General features: G+C 67.1%; 17 protein-coding genes. 13 read left to right on the plus strand and 4 right to left on the minus strand.

The window, feature by feature from the left end:
• Nucleotides 1-182: 182 nt before the first annotated feature.
• Nucleotides 183-755: a hypothetical protein gene (locus WDZ97_RS02580; protein WP_425761704.1), complete on the minus strand. Its 573-nt coding sequence runs from the start codon at nucleotides 753-755 to the stop codon at nucleotides 183-185.
• 158 nt (nucleotides 756-913) lie between these two features.
• Between WDZ97_RS02580 and WDZ97_RS02585 the strand changes: the two genes are divergently transcribed.
• The gene (locus WDZ97_RS02585; RefSeq protein ID WP_425761705.1) at nucleotides 914-2,593 is read left to right on the plus strand and encodes an alkaline phosphatase D family protein; all 1,680 of its coding nucleotides are present in this window, start codon (nucleotides 914-916) and stop codon (nucleotides 2,591-2,593) included.
• Nucleotides 2,594-2,643: 50 nt separating this feature from the next.
• On the opposite strand, the gene WDZ97_RS02590 is transcribed toward WDZ97_RS02585, so the two are convergent.
• Together WDZ97_RS02590 and mutS are read right to left on the minus strand one after the other, a co-directional pair.
• A complete protein-coding gene (locus WDZ97_RS02590; protein WP_304004923.1) occupies nucleotides 2,644-3,045 on the minus strand; it encodes a hypothetical protein in 402 nt (133 codons plus the stop codon).
• A 10-nt stretch (nucleotides 3,046-3,055) separates the two neighbouring features.
• Complete coding sequence (gene mutS, locus WDZ97_RS02595; protein ID WP_425761706.1) at nucleotides 3,056-5,599, minus strand: DNA mismatch repair protein MutS; 2,544 nt, start codon at nucleotides 5,597-5,599, stop codon at nucleotides 3,056-3,058.
• 177 nt (nucleotides 5,600-5,776) lie between these two features.
• Between mutS and WDZ97_RS02600 the strand changes: the two genes are divergently transcribed.
• Nucleotides 5,777-7,399, plus strand: coding sequence for a methyl-accepting chemotaxis protein (locus WDZ97_RS02600; RefSeq protein WP_425761707.1), 1,623 nt, complete (start codon nucleotides 5,777-5,779; stop codon nucleotides 7,397-7,399).
• Between the two features lie 37 nt (nucleotides 7,400-7,436).
• Here the strand turns inward: WDZ97_RS02600 and WDZ97_RS02605 are convergent, their stop codons facing one another.
• Nucleotides 7,437-8,237: an inositol monophosphatase family protein gene (locus WDZ97_RS02605; protein WP_304004934.1), complete on the minus strand. Its 801-nt coding sequence runs from the start codon at nucleotides 8,235-8,237 to the stop codon at nucleotides 7,437-7,439.
• Between the two features lie 306 nt (nucleotides 8,238-8,543).
• Between WDZ97_RS02605 and WDZ97_RS02610 the strand changes: the two genes are divergently transcribed.
• The 11 genes from WDZ97_RS02610 to iscX all read left to right on the plus strand — a co-directional run bounded on the left by WDZ97_RS02610 (nucleotide 8,544) and on the right by iscX (nucleotide 16,912).
• Complete coding sequence (locus WDZ97_RS02610; RefSeq protein WP_425761708.1) at nucleotides 8,544-9,293, plus strand: RNA methyltransferase; 750 nt, start codon at nucleotides 8,544-8,546, stop codon at nucleotides 9,291-9,293.
• A gap of 88 nt (nucleotides 9,294-9,381) precedes the next feature.
• Complete coding sequence (gene cysE, locus WDZ97_RS02615) at nucleotides 9,382-10,155, plus strand: serine O-acetyltransferase (protein ID WP_304004940.1); 774 nt, start codon at nucleotides 9,382-9,384, stop codon at nucleotides 10,153-10,155.
• Nucleotides 10,156-10,255: 100 nt separating this feature from the next.
• Nucleotides 10,256-10,738 carry a Fe-S cluster assembly transcriptional regulator IscR gene (gene iscR / locus WDZ97_RS02620; RefSeq protein WP_304004944.1) on the plus strand — a complete coding sequence of 161 codons (483 nt, stop codon included), beginning with the start codon at nucleotides 10,256-10,258 and terminating at the stop codon, nucleotides 10,736-10,738.
• Between the two features lie 2 nt (nucleotides 10,739-10,740).
• Nucleotides 10,741-11,880 carry a cysteine desulfurase family protein gene (locus tag WDZ97_RS02625; protein WP_425761709.1) on the plus strand — a complete coding sequence of 380 codons (1,140 nt, stop codon included), beginning with the start codon at nucleotides 10,741-10,743 and terminating at the stop codon, nucleotides 11,878-11,880.
• Nucleotides 11,881-11,913: 33 nt separating this feature from the next.
• A complete protein-coding gene (locus tag WDZ97_RS02630; RefSeq protein ID WP_304004949.1) occupies nucleotides 11,914-13,125 on the plus strand; it encodes an IscS subfamily cysteine desulfurase in 1,212 nt (403 codons plus the stop codon).
• 65 nt (nucleotides 13,126-13,190) lie between these two features.
• The gene (gene iscU, locus WDZ97_RS02635; protein ID WP_304004952.1) at nucleotides 13,191-13,598 is read left to right on the plus strand and encodes a Fe-S cluster assembly scaffold IscU; all 408 of its coding nucleotides are present in this window, start codon (nucleotides 13,191-13,193) and stop codon (nucleotides 13,596-13,598) included.
• A gap of 11 nt (nucleotides 13,599-13,609) precedes the next feature.
• Nucleotides 13,610-13,933 (plus strand): iron-sulfur cluster assembly protein IscA, encoded by a 324-nt coding sequence (gene iscA / locus WDZ97_RS02640; RefSeq protein ID WP_019917724.1) that lies wholly within the window; start codon nucleotides 13,610-13,612, stop codon nucleotides 13,931-13,933.
• On the plus strand, nucleotides 13,926-14,486 hold the full coding sequence (gene hscB, locus WDZ97_RS02645) for a Fe-S protein assembly co-chaperone HscB (protein ID WP_425761710.1): 561 nt from the start codon (nucleotides 13,926-13,928) through the stop codon (nucleotides 14,484-14,486). The genes iscA and hscB overlap by 8 nt, the downstream gene beginning before the upstream one ends.
• Nucleotides 14,486-16,348, plus strand: a complete 1,863-nt coding sequence (hscA, locus tag WDZ97_RS02650; protein ID WP_425761711.1) for a Fe-S protein assembly chaperone HscA — start codon at nucleotides 14,486-14,488, stop codon at nucleotides 16,346-16,348. Before hscB ends, hscA begins: the two co-directional genes overlap by 1 nt.
• Before the next feature lie 22 nt (nucleotides 16,349-16,370).
• Complete coding sequence (gene fdx / locus WDZ97_RS02655; RefSeq protein ID WP_304004963.1) at nucleotides 16,371-16,712, plus strand: ISC system 2Fe-2S type ferredoxin; 342 nt, start codon at nucleotides 16,371-16,373, stop codon at nucleotides 16,710-16,712.
• 5 nt (nucleotides 16,713-16,717) lie between these two features.
• Nucleotides 16,718-16,912, plus strand: coding sequence for a Fe-S cluster assembly protein IscX (iscX, locus tag WDZ97_RS02660; protein ID WP_425761712.1), 195 nt, complete (start codon nucleotides 16,718-16,720; stop codon nucleotides 16,910-16,912).
• The last annotated feature ends 46 nt before the right edge of the window (nucleotides 16,913-16,958 follow it).

Consider the following 16,958-nt stretch of genomic DNA (forward strand, 5'->3'; position numbering starts at 1 on the left):
GGGGTCTTCTGACCCCGACAGCGGCCGGTATCGAAGCCGCGTACAGCAGCGGCCGCGTCGCGGCAAAAGCCGCCCCCACAGGGGTTGCGCCTGACCCGCGGCCGGGGTCCCTGTGGGAGCGAGATTGCTCGCGATGCCGCCGGTGATCGGACGCAGACGCCTCAGTCGACCGCGGTGAGGCGTCAACGCCCCAGCTTGCGCGCCGCGCTCAGCACGATCATGCCCAGACCACCCAGCATCATCATCCATTCGCGCGGCTCAGGTACGGCCGGCGTGGTCGCGATGTCCAGCGTGAAGCGATCGCCCGCACTCAGGCCGGCGAAGGCGATGCGCCAGTCGGCGAGGCCGCCCTCGTAGAAGGGGTTGCCGAAGTAGAACTCCGTCACCGTTGCGCCTGCGAAGAAATTGGCATCGAGCAGATCGCCATTCACCGTTGCCGCGCGCACCGAACCTGCCGTCCAGGAGACCGGTGCGCCGCCCGTCGTCACGTTCAGCGAACCGATGCCGAAGCCGCTGGCGTCGCGCAGAATGGCGTTGAAGTCGGCGCCGCCGGCTGCGATGTCGGCGGCATCGAGCACGAAGCTGAAGCTCAGTGCAGCGTTGTTCAGCAGCGATACGTCGAGCGCGATCAGCGACGGCGTGCTGAAGCTGGTGTCGAGCAGATTACCGTTCAGCGTGGCGCTGTCCATCGTGACGGCGTGGGCGGGCAGCGACAGGCCGGCGGTTATCGCGAGGGCAAGCAGGGTGTTCTTCATCGGGCGACTCCGGGAATGCGGTTGTTGCGACGCACGATAGGCAGTGCATGTGACAGGCGCATGTCGCCGCGTTGATCACGCGTTCAACAATCCGTCATCGACCTGTCACCGGCGCTCACCACACTCCGCGGCAACTTCTTCCGCCCGGAGCTTCCGCGATGTCCCGCAATGTCTTTTCCCGCCGCGACTTCATGCGCGGCATCGGCGCCGGTGCGCTGGCCGGTTCCGCCGTCGTCCGCTCCGCCACCGCGCTGGCGGCGACCGACAGCCTGTTCCAGCACGGCGTGGCCAGCGGCGATCCGCTGTCCGACCGCGTCATCATCTGGACCCGCGTGTCGCCGACCCGACCGGGCACCGTTGCCGTGCTGTGGGAAGTGGCGCTGGACGCGCGCTTCAGCCGCATCATCCGGCGCGGCCGCGTGCTGACCGGCGAGGACATCGACTACACGGTGAAGGCCGACGTGCTCGGCCTGCCGGCGGCTGCACGCCTGTACTACCGCTTCCGCGCCGACGGCCAGCTGTCACCGGTCGGCCGCACGCGCACGCTGCCGGCCGGTGCGGTCGAGCAGGTCAAGCTGGCGGTGTTTTCCTGTTCCAACTACCCGGCCGGCTATTTCCACGTCTATGCCGAGGCGGCCAAGCTGGACGATCTGCACGCGGCGGTTCATCTGGGCGACTACATCTACGAGTACCCGCGCGGTGGCTACGCCTCGGGCGATGCAGCCGCACTGGGTCGCGTGTCCGAGCCGGCCGGCGAGATACTGACGCTGGACGACTACCGCATCCGTCACGCCCAGTACCGCACCGACCCCGATCTGCAGGCGCTGCACGCCGCGCTGCCGGTGATCGCGGTGTGGGACGACCACGAGATTGCCAACGACACGTGGCGCGACGGCGCCGAGAACCACAGCGAAGGACTGGAAGGCGTGTTCGCGGAGCGGCGCGCGGCGGCGATCAAGGCCTACCACGAGTGGATGCCGACGCGCGTTGCCGATCCGGCGCAGCCCGAGCGCATCTACCGCAGCTTCCGCTTCGGCAACCTGCTGTCGTTGCACATGCTGGACACCCGCGTCATCGGCCGCGACCGGCAGATGGAGTACGCCGACTACTTCGGCGCCACCGGTTTCGACGGCGCGCGCTTCGCCGCCGATCTGGCCGACCCGAACCGCACGCTGCTGGGCGCCGAACAGAATGACTGGCTGGGCCTGCAACTGGCGCAGTCCGACACCACCTGGGACCTGCTCGGACAGCAGGTGCTGATGGGCCGCATGAACATTCCGGCACCGCTGGTGCTCGGCCAGATCAGTTTTTCAGCCTACAGCGCGCTGGTGGTGAAGGCGCAGACCGCACCGGCCACGCTGACGCCGCAGGAGCAGGCGGTGCTCGCGCAGCCGGCGATTCCGTACAACCTCGACGCCTGGGACGGCTACGCCGTCGCACGCGAAACGGTGCTCGGCACTGCGCGGGCGCTGGACAAGAACCTGGTCGTGCTGTCGGGCGACACACACAACGCCTGGGCCAGCGACCTGGCGGACTACGCAGGTCGTGCGGTCGGCGTCGAGTTCGCGACGCCCGGCGTGACCTCGCCCGGTTTCGAGGAGTACTTCCCGAGCGAAAACCCGCTGGCGGTCGCCGCCGGGCTGACACAGATCATCGGCCCGCTGCAGTACGCCGACACCGCGCGCCGCGGCTTCATGATCGTCACCGCGACGCAGGACGCCTGCCGCTGCGAGTGGCGCTACGTCAGCACGGTGAAGAGCCGCAGCTACGTGCTGCAGCAGGGTCCGGCGCTGAAGGTGCTGCCCGGCGCGGCGAACCGGAAGCTTATGCCGGCGTGACAGATGTCCGGAGCGCGGCACGCGGGTGGAGCCGCTCCCCGGACGGAGGCTCAGTGTCGAGGCGGAGGCGCGTCAGCGACCTTCTTCGGCTGGAACAGCTTCACCAGTGCGCTGCCGGCGATGCCCATCAGCAGCATCATGCCGGCGCCGATCAGCCACACCGTCCATACGATGAAGCCGAGCAGGCCGCGCAGGTCGGGCGTCTGCTGCAGCCAAGCCTGGATTTCCGGGCCGGCGTCAAGCAGCCAGGCGCGGCTGTCGTCCAGCCATTCCTGCGGCAGCCACGGGGCCAACCAGACCGGCGGCCGCAGACTGTCCAGCCACAGCGGCCATTCGGCCAGCGCGTTGGCGCTCCAGCCGGGCCAGTTCAACACGGAGTCGGCGGTCCAGGCCATCAGCGTCCAGATGCCGACGACCAGTGCGACGAAGATCCAGATCACGGCGTGAGCCATTGAGGTGTCCTCAGAGCAGTTTTTTCAGTGCGTACAGCGCGTCCAGTGCCTCGCGGGGGCTGAGGCTGTCCGGGTCGAGCGTGGCGAGCGCATCGACCGCCGCGTGCGACGGCGGTTCCGGTGGTGGTGGCGCGGGCGCGAACAGATCGGCCTGCGGACCGGCGTTGATGCGGCTGGCTTCGAGTTGCTGCAGCGCGCGTCGGGCGTCGCGGATCACCGTACCCGGAACGCCGGCCAGCGCGGCCACCTCGATACCGTAGGACTGCGAGGCCGGGCCTTCTTCGATCGCGTGCAGGAAAACGATGCGGTTGCCGTGCTCGACCGCATCCAGGTGCATGTTGGCGCAGCTCGGGTGGGTCTGCGCGAGCTGGGTCAGTTCGAAGTAGTGGGTGGCGAACAGGGTCCAGCTGCGGTTGCGCGTCAGCAGATGGCGGGCGATCGACTGGGCGAGCGCCACGCCGTCGAAGGTCGAGGTGCCGCGGCCGATCTCGTCCATCAGTACCAGGCTGCGTTCAGTGGCGCCGTGCAGGATGCCGGCCGCTTCGGTCATTTCGACCATGAAGGTCGAGCGGCCCGAAGCGAGGTCGTCGGAGGCGCCGATGCGGGTGTGGATGGCGTCGAGCGGCCCCAGCCGCACGGCGCGCGCCGGCACCGGGCAGCCGCAGTGGGCCAGCAGCGCAATCAGCGCCACCTGTCGCATATAGGTCGACTTGCCGCCCATGTTCGGGCCGGTGATCAGCAGCATGCGGCGCGCGTCATGCATCGCCGTGTCGTTGGCGATGAAGTTTTCGACCTGCTGTTCGACCACCGGGTGACGGCCGCGCTCTATCGTGATTTCCGGTTCGTCGACGAACTGCGGCCGGCAGTAGTCGTGGCGCTGGGCGGCGCGGGCGAAGGCGATCAGACCGTCCAGCTCGGCCAGCGCGCGGGCGATGTCGCCGAGCAGCGGCAGTTCCGGCGCCAGCGCGTCGAGCAGCTGTTCGTACAGGAATTTCTCGCGCGAGGTGGCGCGATCGGCGGCTGACAGTGCGCGGTCCTCGAAGGCCTTCAGTTCCGGCGTGATGTAGCGCTCGGCGTTCTTCAGCGTCTGCCGGCGGCGGTAGTCGTCCGGGATGCGCTCGATGTTGGCGTGCGTGACCTCGATGTAGAAGCCATGTACGCGGTTGTACTCGACCTTGAGGTTGGCGATGCCCGTGCGGCTGCGCTCGCGCGCTTCCAGCGCCAGCAGGAACTCGCCGCAGTTGTCCTGCAGGCCACGCAGTTCGTCCAGCTCGGCGTCGAAACCGGCGCGCATGACGCGACCGTCGCGCAGCTGCGCGGCCGGTTCGTCCATGATGGCGCGGGCGAGCTGGTCGCTGGCGGCCAGCGGCTGCGCCAGTGTGGCACGCGCCTGGTCGAGCAGACCGCGATCGAGCGGGATTGCCTCGGCGATGGCCGGCAGCTTCGCCAGCGAGTCGCGCAGACTGGACAGGTCGCGCGGCCGTGCGGTGCGCAGCGCGACCCGCGCCGCGATGCGCTCGATGTCGGCGATGCCGCGCAGCGCGTCGTGCACCCGGTCGGCGCGGTCGGTGTCGCGCAGTGCGGCGACCGCCTCCTGTCGCGCGTCGGCGCGTGCGCGCTCGCGCAGCGGGTGGTGCAGCGCGCGGCGCAGCCAGCGCGAACCCATCGAGGTGGCGCAGGTGTCGAGCAGCGACAGCAGCGTCGGTGACGCCTCACCGCGCAGGGTTTCGGTCAGTTCGAGATTTCGCCGGGTGGCCGCGTCCATGCGCAGCCAGTTCGAATCGTGTTCGACCGCGAGCGTCGTGACGTGGGCGAGCGCCCGCTGCTGCGTCGCCTGCGCGTAGCTGAACAGCGCGCCACAGGCGGCCAGCGCGATCGGCACCTCGGCAACGTCGAAGGCGGCGAGGTCGCGGCTGCCGAAGTGCTCGCACAGCAGCCGGGTTGCCTCCGTCACGTCGAACTGCCAGGCGCTGCGCGACGTGACCGCCCAGCTGCCCTCGGGTGCGCTGGCGAGATCGGCGACCAGCAGTTCGGCCGGGCGCAGGCGGTCGAGCAGCGACGGCAGCACGTTGGCCGCCACTTCGGTCAGCTTGAGTTCGCCGCTGGCGAGGTTGAGCCAGGCGACGCCGGCCCGTGCACGCTCGACGTGCAGCGCCATCAGCAGCGAGTCCGCGCGCTCGTCGAGCAGGCTGGCGTCGGTCAACGTGCCCGGCGTGACGATGCGCGAAATGGCACGCTCGACCGGGCCCTTCGACGTGGCCGGATCGCCGATCTGCTCGACGATGACCACGGATTCGCCCATCTTCACCAGCCGCGCGAGGTATTGCTCGACGGCGTGGAAGGGTACGCCGGCCATCGGAATCGGTTGCCCGGCGGACTGCCCGCGATGGGTCTGCGTGATGTCGAGCAGCCGCGCAACGCGGATCGCGTCCTCGAAGAACAGTTCGTAGAAATCCCCCATGCGGTAGAACACCAGCAGATCGGGGTGCTGCCTCTTGAAGCCGAGATACTGCTGCATCATCGGCGTGTGGCCCGAAAGGTCTTTGTTGTCCATGCGAAACGAAGGTGCGGGCGGGGTCCGCGTGCCGAGTGGCAGGCGGAACGGACCGGCGATTGTATCGGCTCACTGCGATCCGGCGCGATGACGACAGGAATGTTGCGGCGCGGTATTAAAGTTGGGAATATTTCCCGCCGATATAGATGACTGATTTCAATTACTTACGGAGTCGTCATGTTCGCCAACTGGACTTTGCGAAGCAAGATGCTGGCGGTGGGCGTGGCCGCACTGGCCGGTATGCTCATGATCGGCGTCATCGGCGCCTTCGAGATGCGCAGCGCAGCGCACGAGCAGCGCATGCAACTGTTGCGCGCGCTGGTCGAATCGACGCGCACACAGATCGGCCATTACGAGCAGCTGGCGAAGGACGGCAAGCTGACGCGCGAGCAGGCTCAGGCGCAGGCGCGCGAGGCGCTGCGCAACGTGCGCTTCCAGCAACGCGAGTACTTCTACATCTACAGCACGGACGGCGTGAACGTGCTGCACCCGACACAGCCTCAGCGCGAGGGTAAGCCCTTCATCGACGAGCGGGACAAGCTCGGCAAGCCTTTCGTGGCCGAAATCGTGAAGGCCGGCCAGGCTGGCGGCGGCTTCGTCGATTACCACTTCCCGCGTCCGAACGAGACCGAGGCCGTGCGCAAGGTCGCCTACGTGGCGCCGGTGCCGGACTGGCAGTGGGTGGTCGGCACCGGGCTTTACGTCGATGACGTGGAAGCCGCCTTCCGCAAGGATCTGGCGATCAATCTGGGCATCGTTGTCCTGCTGGCAGGCGTGGTGCTGACACTGGTGATCGCGATCGGTCGCTCGGTCATGCGCCAGGTCGGCGGCGAGCCGGCGGTGGCCGTCGAGGCGATGAAGAAGGTGGTCGAGGGCGATTTGCGGGCCGGGGTTGGCAGCGCGCCGGCGGGCAGCGTACTGGCGGAACTGGATACGCTGATTTCGCGGCTGCGCACGACCGTGTCGGAGATCAGCGCCGGCGCGCAGAAGGTCGGCGCCGCTACCGCGGACATCAGCGCCACCTCACGCCAGGTGGCCGGATCGGCCCAGCAGCAGACCGACTCCACGCAAACCATGGCGGCCGCGATGGAAGAGCTGACGGTGAGCATCACCCACATCTCGGAAAATGCCGGCGAGACCGAAAGGCAGTCGGTCGAGTCGTCGGAAATGGCGGTGGCCGGCGAACGGCAAGTACATGAAGCGGCCGAGGAAATGCGCTCGCTGGCCGACGCAGTGGTGCAGGCGAGCGAGCGCATCGCGTCGCTGAGCGCACGCGCCAACGAGGTAGGCGGCATCGCGACGGCGATCAACGACATTGCCGCGCAGACCAATCTGCTGGCGCTGAACGCCGCCATCGAGGCGGCGCGCGCTGGCGAACAGGGCAGGGGCTTCGCGGTGGTGGCCGACGAAGTGCGCAAGCTGGCCGAGCGCACGACGCAGGCGACGCTGCAGATCGGTCAGACGGTCAGTGCGATCCGTGGGGAAAGCGAAGCGGCGGTCAGCGCGATGGATGCGGCTTCCGAGCGGGCGCGCAACAGCGTGAACTCGGCTGAACAGTCGGCCGACATGCTGCGCCGGATCGCCGAGGGCGCGACCCGTGCCCGCGAACTGGTGGCCGAGGTGGCCAACTCGACGCGCGAACAGGGCATCGCCAGCAACAGTCTGGCCGGCCAGATCGAGCAGGTGGCGCAGATGGTCGAGGCGACCAGCCAGGGCATGCACGCCACCGCCACCGCGACGGAAGAGCTGACCCGCGTGGCGGGCGACCTCAACAGCGTCGTGTCCCGCTTCCGCTGCTGACGGACCTGTCCGGCCGGCCCGCCGGGCCGGCCGTCTTTCAGCCGCGCAGGGCCTCGGTCAGGTGCGGTTCGATGGCCTGCAGGATGGCCGGGTAGATGCGCGGCGTGGCGGCGACCAGATTGCCGCTTTCCATATAGCCGGTCTCACCCTGCAGATTGCCGACCAGGCCGCCGGCTTCGCTGACCAGCAGGCTGCCGCCGGCGATGTCCCACGGCGACAGACCGATCTCGAAGAAGCCGTCGAAGCGACCGCAGGCGACGTAGGCCAGATCGAGCGCTGCAGCGCCCGGGCGGCGCAGGCCGGAGGTCTTTTCCATCAGCGACTTGAACATGCCCAGATAGGCATCGACGTGGTCCCACACGCGATAGGGGAAGCCGGTACCCAGCAAGGCCTCGCCCAGCTTGGCGCGGCGCGACACGCGGATGCGGCGGTCGTTCAGGAAGGCGCCGCGGCCACGGCTGGCGGTGAACATTTCATTGCGCACCGGATCGAACACGACGGCCGACTGCATCTGGCCGCGGTGTTCGAGCGCGATCGACACCGCATACTGCGGCATGCCGTGGATGAAGTTGGTGGTGCCGTCCAGCGGGTCGATGATCCAGCGGTACTCCGACTCGGGGCCGGACTCGCCGCTCTCCTCGGCTAGAATGGCGTGGTCCGGATAGGCCTCGCGCAGGATGCCGACGATGGCGTCTTCGGCGGCACGGTCGACCTCGGTCACGAAATCGTTCTGGCGTTTGCTGCTGACCTTCAGCAGGTCCACATCCTGGCTGGCCCGGGTGATGATCTGACCCGCGCGGCGGGCGGCCTTGACGGCGGTGGTGAGCGTCGGATGCATGAATGTCTCTGTACGCGGACCTTGTGGCCCGCATCTCGGCAGGAAAACCCTGCATTCTAATATGAACCTGAAAGCCTCAGTTGACCGCTTGGCATCCGTGCGAGGCGGAGGCCTTCTTCTCCGTAACTTTTGTCATTTGCCTGCCCCTTGCACATGGGCCGAGACCGCTTCGACGTCGCGGACACGGCTGGCGGGGCGCCCGGCTGCGTTGCGCGCCCTTGCAGGGAGCCATCCTGCCGCGTCCTCGCGCCTTGCCGCACACCCCGCCAACCATGCTCACGTCGTCAATCAACTGAGGTTTTCAGGTTGAACCCGTTCGCTTCTCTCGACCGCGTGCGCGTGGTCATGTCGCACACCACCCATCCGGGCAATATCGGCGCCTGTGCGCGGGCGATGAAGGTGATGGGCCTGTCCCGCCTCTATCTGGTCAATCCGAAGTACTTCCCGCACGAGGACGCGATGGCGATGAGTTCGGGCGCGACCGACGTGCTCGATAACGCCGTGGTCGTCGACAGCATCGAGGCGGCGCTGGCCGGAACCGTCGCTCAGGCGGCGCTGACCGCGCGTCGGCGCGAAATGGCGCTGCCGGTGCGCGACGTGCACTCGGCCGCGACCGAATTGGCCACGCTGCTGGCGGGCAGTGATGCGGAGGTGGCGCTGGTGTTCGGCACCGAAAGTTCGGGCCTCACCAACGAGGAGGTGGCGATGTGTTCGCTGCCGGTCACCATTTCGACCAGCGAAACCTACCGTTCACTGAATGTCGCGGCCGCCGCCCAGATCATGTGCCACGAACTGCGCATGGCGGTCGGTGGCGCCGTGCTGCCGGCCGAGGTGCCGCCGGCGCTTGCGCCGCACGAGGGGCTGGAAAGCCTGTACGCGCTGTTCGAGCAGCTGATGCTCGAATCGGGTTTCCTCGACCGGGTGAATCCGGGCCGCGCATTGCCGCGCCTGCGTCGTCTGTTCGGCCGGGCTCAGGTCGAGGCGGAGGAGCTGCATCTGCTGATGGGCGCCCTCAAGGCCATCGGCGGCAAGAAGCCGCGGGCGCCCGAGCGGTAGCGAACTTCGCAGGTGCACAAAAACCGACTAAAATTCTCGGGTTTCAACCGTCCGGCAGCGCTGCCGGCGCTTCCCACAAGGAAAGACGATGTTCCAACGCCTGCGCGAAGACGTTGCCAGCGTGCTCGACCGTGACCCGGCCGCCCGCTCCGCCTTCGAAGTGCTGACCTGCTATCCGGGCATCCACGCGCTGTTCATCCATCGCATGGCCAACGCCTGCTGGCGCCGCGGCTTTCTGTGGCTCGGCCGCTTCCTGTCGCACATCGGCCGCGTGCTGACCGGCATCGAGATTCACCCCGGCGCGACCATGGGTCGTCGCGTCTTCATCGATCACGGTATGGGAGTGGTGATCGGCGAGACGGCCGTGGTGGGCGACGAATGCACGATCTATCAAGGGGTTACGCTGGGCGGAACTTCGCTGTACCGCGGTGCGAAGCGCCATCCGACGCTGGGCCGGGGAGTCGTCATCGGTGCCGGTGCCCAGGTGCTGGGCGGTTTCGAGGTCGGTGACGGCGCCAAGATCGGTTCCTGCGCAGTGGTGGTGAAACCGGTGCCGGCCGGCGCCACCGCGGTAGGGAACCCGGCGCGGATCATCGAGGCGACGGCACCGGGGGTCGAGGACGAGAAGAAGCGGCGTGCCGAACAGGCCGGCTTCACCGCCTATGGCGTCACCCGTGACATGGAAGATCCGATGGCCAAGGCGCTCACCGCGCTGGTCGACCATGCGCTGGAAAGCGACCGCCGCATCGAGTGCCTGCTGCAGAAGCTGGAGCGCGCCGGCATACAGCTCGACGACGAGGCGAAGGAAGAAATGGCCGACCACTCGCACGTCGATCTGGACAAGATCCGTACGAATTGTTGACTGAACTTGTCGGGAATTATAAAGTCGACTGAAATGATCGGGAATTGAACCGGCCTCCTCCGGTTCGCCGATGTCCCGGCTGATTTCAGGAGCCCACGCGATGAGACTGACCACCAAAGGACGCTTCGCAGTCACTGCGATGCTCGACCTCGCCCTGCGGCAGGAAAACGGTCCGGTCACGCTGTCCGGCGTGGCCGAACGCCAGCGCATCAGCCTGTCCTATCTCGAACAGCTGTTCGGCAAGCTGCGCCGCCAGGAGTTGGTGGCCAGCGTACGTGGCCCGGGCGGCGGCTACTGTCTGGCGCGCGACGCGCGCACGATTTCGGTGGCGCAGATCATCATCGCGGTGGATGAGCCGCTCGACGCGACCCAGTGCGGTGGCAAGGAAAACTGTCTGGACGAACACCGCTGCATGACGCACGACCTGTGGTCCAACCTCAGTCGTCACATGTTCGATTACCTCGACTCGATCAATCTGCACGATCTGATGGTGCAGCAGCGCGAGCGCAACAGTCACAAGGTGGTGCTGCACGACCACGCGCCGCGTGCCTGTTCGACCGAGCCGGCGAGCGTGCAGGCCTGATCATGTTTGCGCCGGTCTACCTCGACCACAACGCCAGCACGCCGCTGCTCGACGCGGTGCGCGAGGCGATGCTGCCCTGGCTGGGCGTGCGTTTCGGCAATGCGTCGAGCCGCCACGAGTACGGTCGCGCCGCCCGCCGCGCGATTGACGACGCACGGGCGCAGGTGGCGGCCGCCGTGAAGGCGCACCCGACCGAGGTGGTGTTCACCAGCGGTGGTTCGGAAGCGAACAACCTGTTCATCAAGGGCGCTGCGGCCCGCATGAAACCGGGCGTGATCGCGGTGTCGGCGATCGAGCACCCGTGCGTGCGTGAACCGGCGCGCCAGCTCGTGCGCGGCGGCTGGGAACTGGTCGGCATCGCGGCCGACGTGCAGGGCAGGGTACTGGTCGATACGCTCGACCCGCGTGCCGCCCTGGTGTCGGTGATGGCGGCCAACAACGAAACCGGCGTGCTGCAGGACATTCCTGCCTTCGCAGCCGCGGCCAAGCGCAGTGGCGCCTGGCTGCATAGCGACGCGGTGCAGGCGCTGGGCAAGATCGAACTGGATTTCCGTGCGCTCGGCGTGGCGGCGATGACGCTGTCGGCGCACAAGATCGGCGGCCCGCAGGGTGCAGGGGCGCTGGTGCTGGACAAGCGGGTCGATATCGAACCGCTGATTGCCGGTGGTGGCCACGAGCGCGGTCTGCGCTCGGGCACCGAAAACATTGCGGCCATCGTCGGTTTTGGCGTGGCCTGCGAGCAGGCGGTTGCTGCACTCGGCGCCCGGCGCGAGGCGATGCAGGCGCAACGCGCGCGCATCGAAAGCTGCGTGGCGGCGCTCGGTGGCGTCGTGTTCGGGGCGCAGGCGAAACGCCTGCCCAACACCTGCTATTTCGCGCTGACTGGCATCGATGGCGAAACCCTGGTCGGCAAGCTCGACCGCGCGGGTTTTGCAGTGGCCAGCGGGGCGGCCTGTTCCAGCGCCTCGCCCGAACCGTCGCGCACGCTGACAGCGATGGGCGTCGAGGCGGAACTGGCACGCGGCGCGGTGCGGGTGAGCGTCGGTGCGGCGACGACGATGCAGGACGTGGATGATTTTTGCAGCGCGCTGGTGCGGGTCGCGGACGAGCTCCGTGGTCTGCGGGCGATGGCTGCGGCGTGATGAAGTAAACAAGGACCTGATGGAGCCGATGACATGCTGAAATTCCCGATCTACCTCGACTACTCGGCGACCACGCCTGTGGATCCGCGCGTGGCGGCCAAGATGATTCCCTGGCTGACCGAGCACTTCGGCAACCCGGCCTCGCGCAGCCACGCCTACGGTTGGGAGGCGGAAGCCGCGGTCGAGGAGGCGCGCGAACAGGTGGCCAAGCTGGTCAATGCCGACCCCAAGGAAATCGTCTGGACTTCGGGCGCGACCGAATCGAACAACCTCGCCATCAAGGGCGCGGCGCATTTCTACTCGGGCAAGGGCAAGCACATCATCACGATGCGCACCGAACACAAGGCGGTGCTCGATACCTTCCGCGAGCTTGAACGCGAAGGCTTCGAGGCGACCTACCTCGACCCGAAGGACGACGGCCTGGTCGATCTGGACGTGTTCCGCGCCGCCCTGCGCCCGGACACCGTGCTGGTGTCCATCATGTTCGTGAACAACGAGATCGGCGTCATCCAGCCGATCGCCGAGATCGGCGAGATCTGCCGCGAGAAGGGCATCATCTTCCACGTCGACGCCGCGCAGGCGACCGGCAAGGTGGCGATCGACCTCGACAAGCTGAAGGTCGACCTGATGAGCTTCTCGGCACACAAGACCTACGGCCCGAAGGGCATTGGCGCGCTGTACGTGCGCCGCAAGCCGCGCATCCGTCTGGAAGCGCAGATGCACGGCGGTGGTCACGAGCGCGGCCTGCGTTCGGGCACGCTGGCGACGCACCAGATTGTCGGCATGGGCGAAGCCTTCCGCATCGCGCGCGAGGAAATGGGCACCGAGAACGAGCGCGTCCGCATGCTGCGCGACCGTCTGCTCAAGGGCCTGCAGGACATCGAGGCGACCTATGTGAATGGCGACCTGGAAGCGCGCGTCCCGCACAACCTCAACATCAGCTTTGCCTACGTCGAGGGTGAGTCGCTGATCATGGCGATCAAGGAAGTGGCGGTGTCCTCCGGTTCGGCCTGTACCTCGGCCAGCCTGGAGCCGTCCTACGTGCTGCGTGCCCTCGGTCGCGAAGACGAACTGGCGCACAGCTCGATCCGCTTCTCGATCGGCCGCTTCACCACCGAAGAGGAAGTCGACTTCACCATCGATCTGCTCCACCGCAAGATCGGCAAGCTGCGCGAACTGTCGCCGCTGTGGGAAATGGTGCAGGAAGGTGTGGATCTGAATACCGTGCAGTGGGCTCATCACTGAGCACAGACCACTGACGATGTGCCACCGGGCGCATCGGGGAAAGACAGGAAGACAAGGAGAAAGACATGGCCTACAGCGACAAACTGCTCGATCACTACGAAAACCCCCGCAACGTCGGCTCCTTCGGCAAGGAGGACGATGACGTCGGTACTGGCATGGTCGGCGCGCCGGCCTGCGGCGACGTAATGAAGCTGCAGATCAAGGTGGGTGCGGACGGCATCATCGAGGACGCCAAGTTCAAGACCTACGGCTGCGGCTCGGCCATCGCGTCGAGTTCGCTGGTGACCGAATGGGTCAAGGGCAAGACGCTCGATCAGGCAATGGAGATCAAGAACACCGCCATCGCCGAGGAGCTGGCACTGCCGCCGGTGAAGATCCACTGCTCCATCCTCGCCGAAGACGCGATCAAGGCGGCGGTCGAGGATTACCGCAAGAAGCACGGCGCAGCGGCGCCGGAGTCCGACGCAGCCTGAAGGAGCACGACATGGGTGTCACACTGAGCGAAAAGGCGGCGAAACACGTCGCCAACTACATCGCCAAGCGCGGTCGCGGCGTCGGCCTGCGCCTGGGCGTGCGCACCAGCGGGTGTTCCGGCATGGCTTACAAGCTTGAATTCGCGGACGATCTCGCGGCGGACGATCTGGTGTTCGAGAGCCATGGCGTCAAGGTGCTGATCGACCCGAAAAGCCTGCCCTACCTCGAAGGGACCGAACTGGACTTCGTGCGCGAAGGCCTGAACGAGGGGTTCAAGTTCAACAACCCCAACGTCAAGGACGAGTGCGGCTGCGGCGAAAGCTTCAATGTCTGAGTCCGCCGGCCTGCTGCCCGAAGCCGACCTGCTCAGCAGCGATCACTTCGCGCTGTTCGGTCTGCCGCGCCGCTTCGAGATCGACGAACGCGCGCTCGAATCGCGTTATCACGAGCTGCAGTCGGCGGCGCACCCTGACCGCCACGCGCATCGCGCCGAGCAGGAACGGCGGCTGTCGATGCAGTGGGCCACACGCATCAATGAAGGCTACCGCCTGCTGCGCGCGCCGCTGTCGCGTGCGCGCTATCTGCTGGAACTGGAAGGCATTGACGTCGGCGCGGAAAACAACACCGCGATGCCGGCCGACTTCCTGATGCAGCAGATGGAATGGCGCGAGGCGCTGGACGAGGCGCGCGACGCACGCGACGTCGATGCGCTGGACGCGCTGGCGCGCAATCTGCGGCAAGCGCGCCGCGACGCGGAGGCGTTGCTGGCCCGCCAGCTTGATGTCGAGCACGACAACGCGGCTGCCGCGGCCACCGTGCGTCGCATGATGTTCATCGCGAAGCTCGGCGAGGACATCGCCGAGGCACACGAAACACTGGAAAACTGATGGCCCTGCTGCAGATCGCCGAACCCGGCGAATCCACCGCGCCGCACCAGCACCGGCTGGCTGTGGGCATAGACCTGGGCACCACGAATTCACTGGTCGCCACCGTGCGCAACAGCGTGCCGGTGGTGCTGAACGACGACAAGGGCCGCGCGCTGCTGCCATCGGTCGTGCGCTATTTCGCCGACGGTCGCACCGTCGTCGGCCACGCCGCGCAGGCGGCGCAGGCGCAGGACCCGCGCAATACCATCGCTTCCGTCAAGCGCTTCATGGGACGCGGTCTGGCCGACGTGGCGCACGTCGAATCGATGCCCTATGTGTTCGAGGACGCGCCGGGCATGGTGCGCCTGCGTACCGCGCAGGGCGCGAAAAGCCCGGTCGAGGTGTCGGCCGACATCCTGCGTACGCTGCGCGAGCGCGCCGAAGCCAGTCTGGGCGGTCCGCTGACCGGCGCCGTCATCACCGTACCTGCCTATTTCGACGATGCGCAGCGGCAGGCCACCAAGGACGCCGCACGTGTGGCCGGCCTGGAAGTGCTGCGCCTGCTGAACGAGCCGACCGCGGCCGCCATCGCCTACGGTCTCGACAATGCCTCGGAGGGTATCTACGCGGTCTATGACCTCGGCGGTGGCACCTTCGACATTTCCATCCTCAAGCTGTCGCGCGGTGTGTTCGAAGTGCTGGCGACCAGCGGTGATGCCGCGCTCGGCGGCGACGATTTCGACCATCGCGTCTATTGTTGGCTGATCGAGGCTTCGCGCATCGGCCCGCCCGGGCTGGAGGACATGCGCACGCTATACATGGAAGCGCGTCGCGCCAAGGAAGTGCTCTCCGCGCAGGACGCCGTGCATATCGGACTCAAGCTGTCCGGTGGCGAGGAGATCGATGTCACGCTGACGCGTGACGCCTTCGCCGACATGACGAAGAAACTGGTGGAGAAGACGCTGGCGCCGACCCGCAAGGCATTGCGTGACGCCGGTCTGTCGCCGGAAGAGGTCAAGGGCGTCGTGATGGTCGGCGGCGCCACCCGCATGCCGCACGTGCAGCGCGCGGTGGGTGAGTTCTTCGGCCAGGAGCCGCTGACCAACCTCGACCCGGACAAGGTGGTCGCCATCGGCGCTGCCATCCAGGCCAATGTGCTCGCCGGCAACCGCAGCGCCGACGAGGACTGGCTGCTGCTCGACGTGATTCCGCTGTCGCTCGGGCTGGAGACGATGGGCGGGTTGGTCGAGAAGATCATTCCGCGCAACTCGACGATTCCGACCGCGCGCGCGCAGGAGTTCACCACCTTCAAGGACGGCCAGACAGCGATGGCCATCCACGTCGTACAGGGCGAACGAGAACGCGTGTCCGACTGCCGTTCGCTGGCGCGTTTTGAACTGCGTGGCATTCCGCCCATGGTGGCGGGTGCGGCGCGCATCCGCGTCAGTTTCCAGGTCGACGCCGACGGATTGCTCAGCGTTTCGGCGCGCGAGATGGGGACCGGCATCGAGGCGCGCATCGAAGTCAAGCCGAGCTATGGCCTGGGCGATGACGAAGTCACGCGCATGCTGCGCGAGGGCTTCGAGCACGCGCAGGAGGACATGAGTGCGCGCGCTCTGGCCGAACAGCGGGTCGAGGCGCAGCGCCTGGGCGAGGCGACGCGCGCTGCGCTGGCCGCCGACGGCGATCTGCTCGACCCGGCGGAACGCGCCGCGATCGACGCAGTGCTGGTCGACCTGGCCAAAGCTGCCGCTGGCGAAGACACCCCCGCCATCAAGAAGGCGATCGACGCGCTCGGCCGCAGCACCGACGAGTTTGCCGCCCGCCGCATGAACCGCAGCATCCAGCGCGCGCTGGCCGGTCGCAGCGTCGAATCACTGTAAGAAACCGAGTTCCGAGACCCGCATGACCCAGATCGTCGTACTGCCCCATGTCGAACTGTGCCCCGAAGGCGCAGTGATCGAAGCCGCCCCCGGCACCACCATCTGCGACGCATTGCTCGCCAACGGCGTCGAGATCGAGCACGCCTGCGAGAAGTCCTGCGCCTGCACCACCTGTCACGTCATCGTGCGCGAGGGCTTCGGCAGCCTCGAGGCCGCCGAGGAACTGGAGGAGGATCTGCTCGACAAGGCCTGGGGCCTGGAGCCGAACTCGCGCCTGTCCTGTCAGGCCGAGGTGGCCGGTACGCCGCTGGTGGTCGAGATTCCGAAATACACCATCAATATGGTCAGCGAAGGAAAGAGGTAACAGCGATGAAATGGACCGATTCACGCGAGATCGCGATTGCGCTGTCCGAGGCCCGGCCCGATGTCGATCCGCAGTACGTGCGCTTCACCGACCTGATGGAGTGGGTCATGGCGCTGCCCGGTTTCGACGACGAACAGAGCCGCTGCGGCGAAAAGATTCTGGAAGCCATCCAGCTGGCCTGGATAGACGAAGCGGATTGATGCGTCGCTGAGCGTTGCACGGGGAGCGGGAAGGGCAGAAATGAAG

It is taken from the genome of Methyloversatilis sp. MC4-4 (assembly GCF_049843555.1).
Lineage (GTDB): Bacteria > Pseudomonadota > Gammaproteobacteria > Burkholderiales > Rhodocyclaceae > Methyloversatilis > Methyloversatilis discipulorum_B.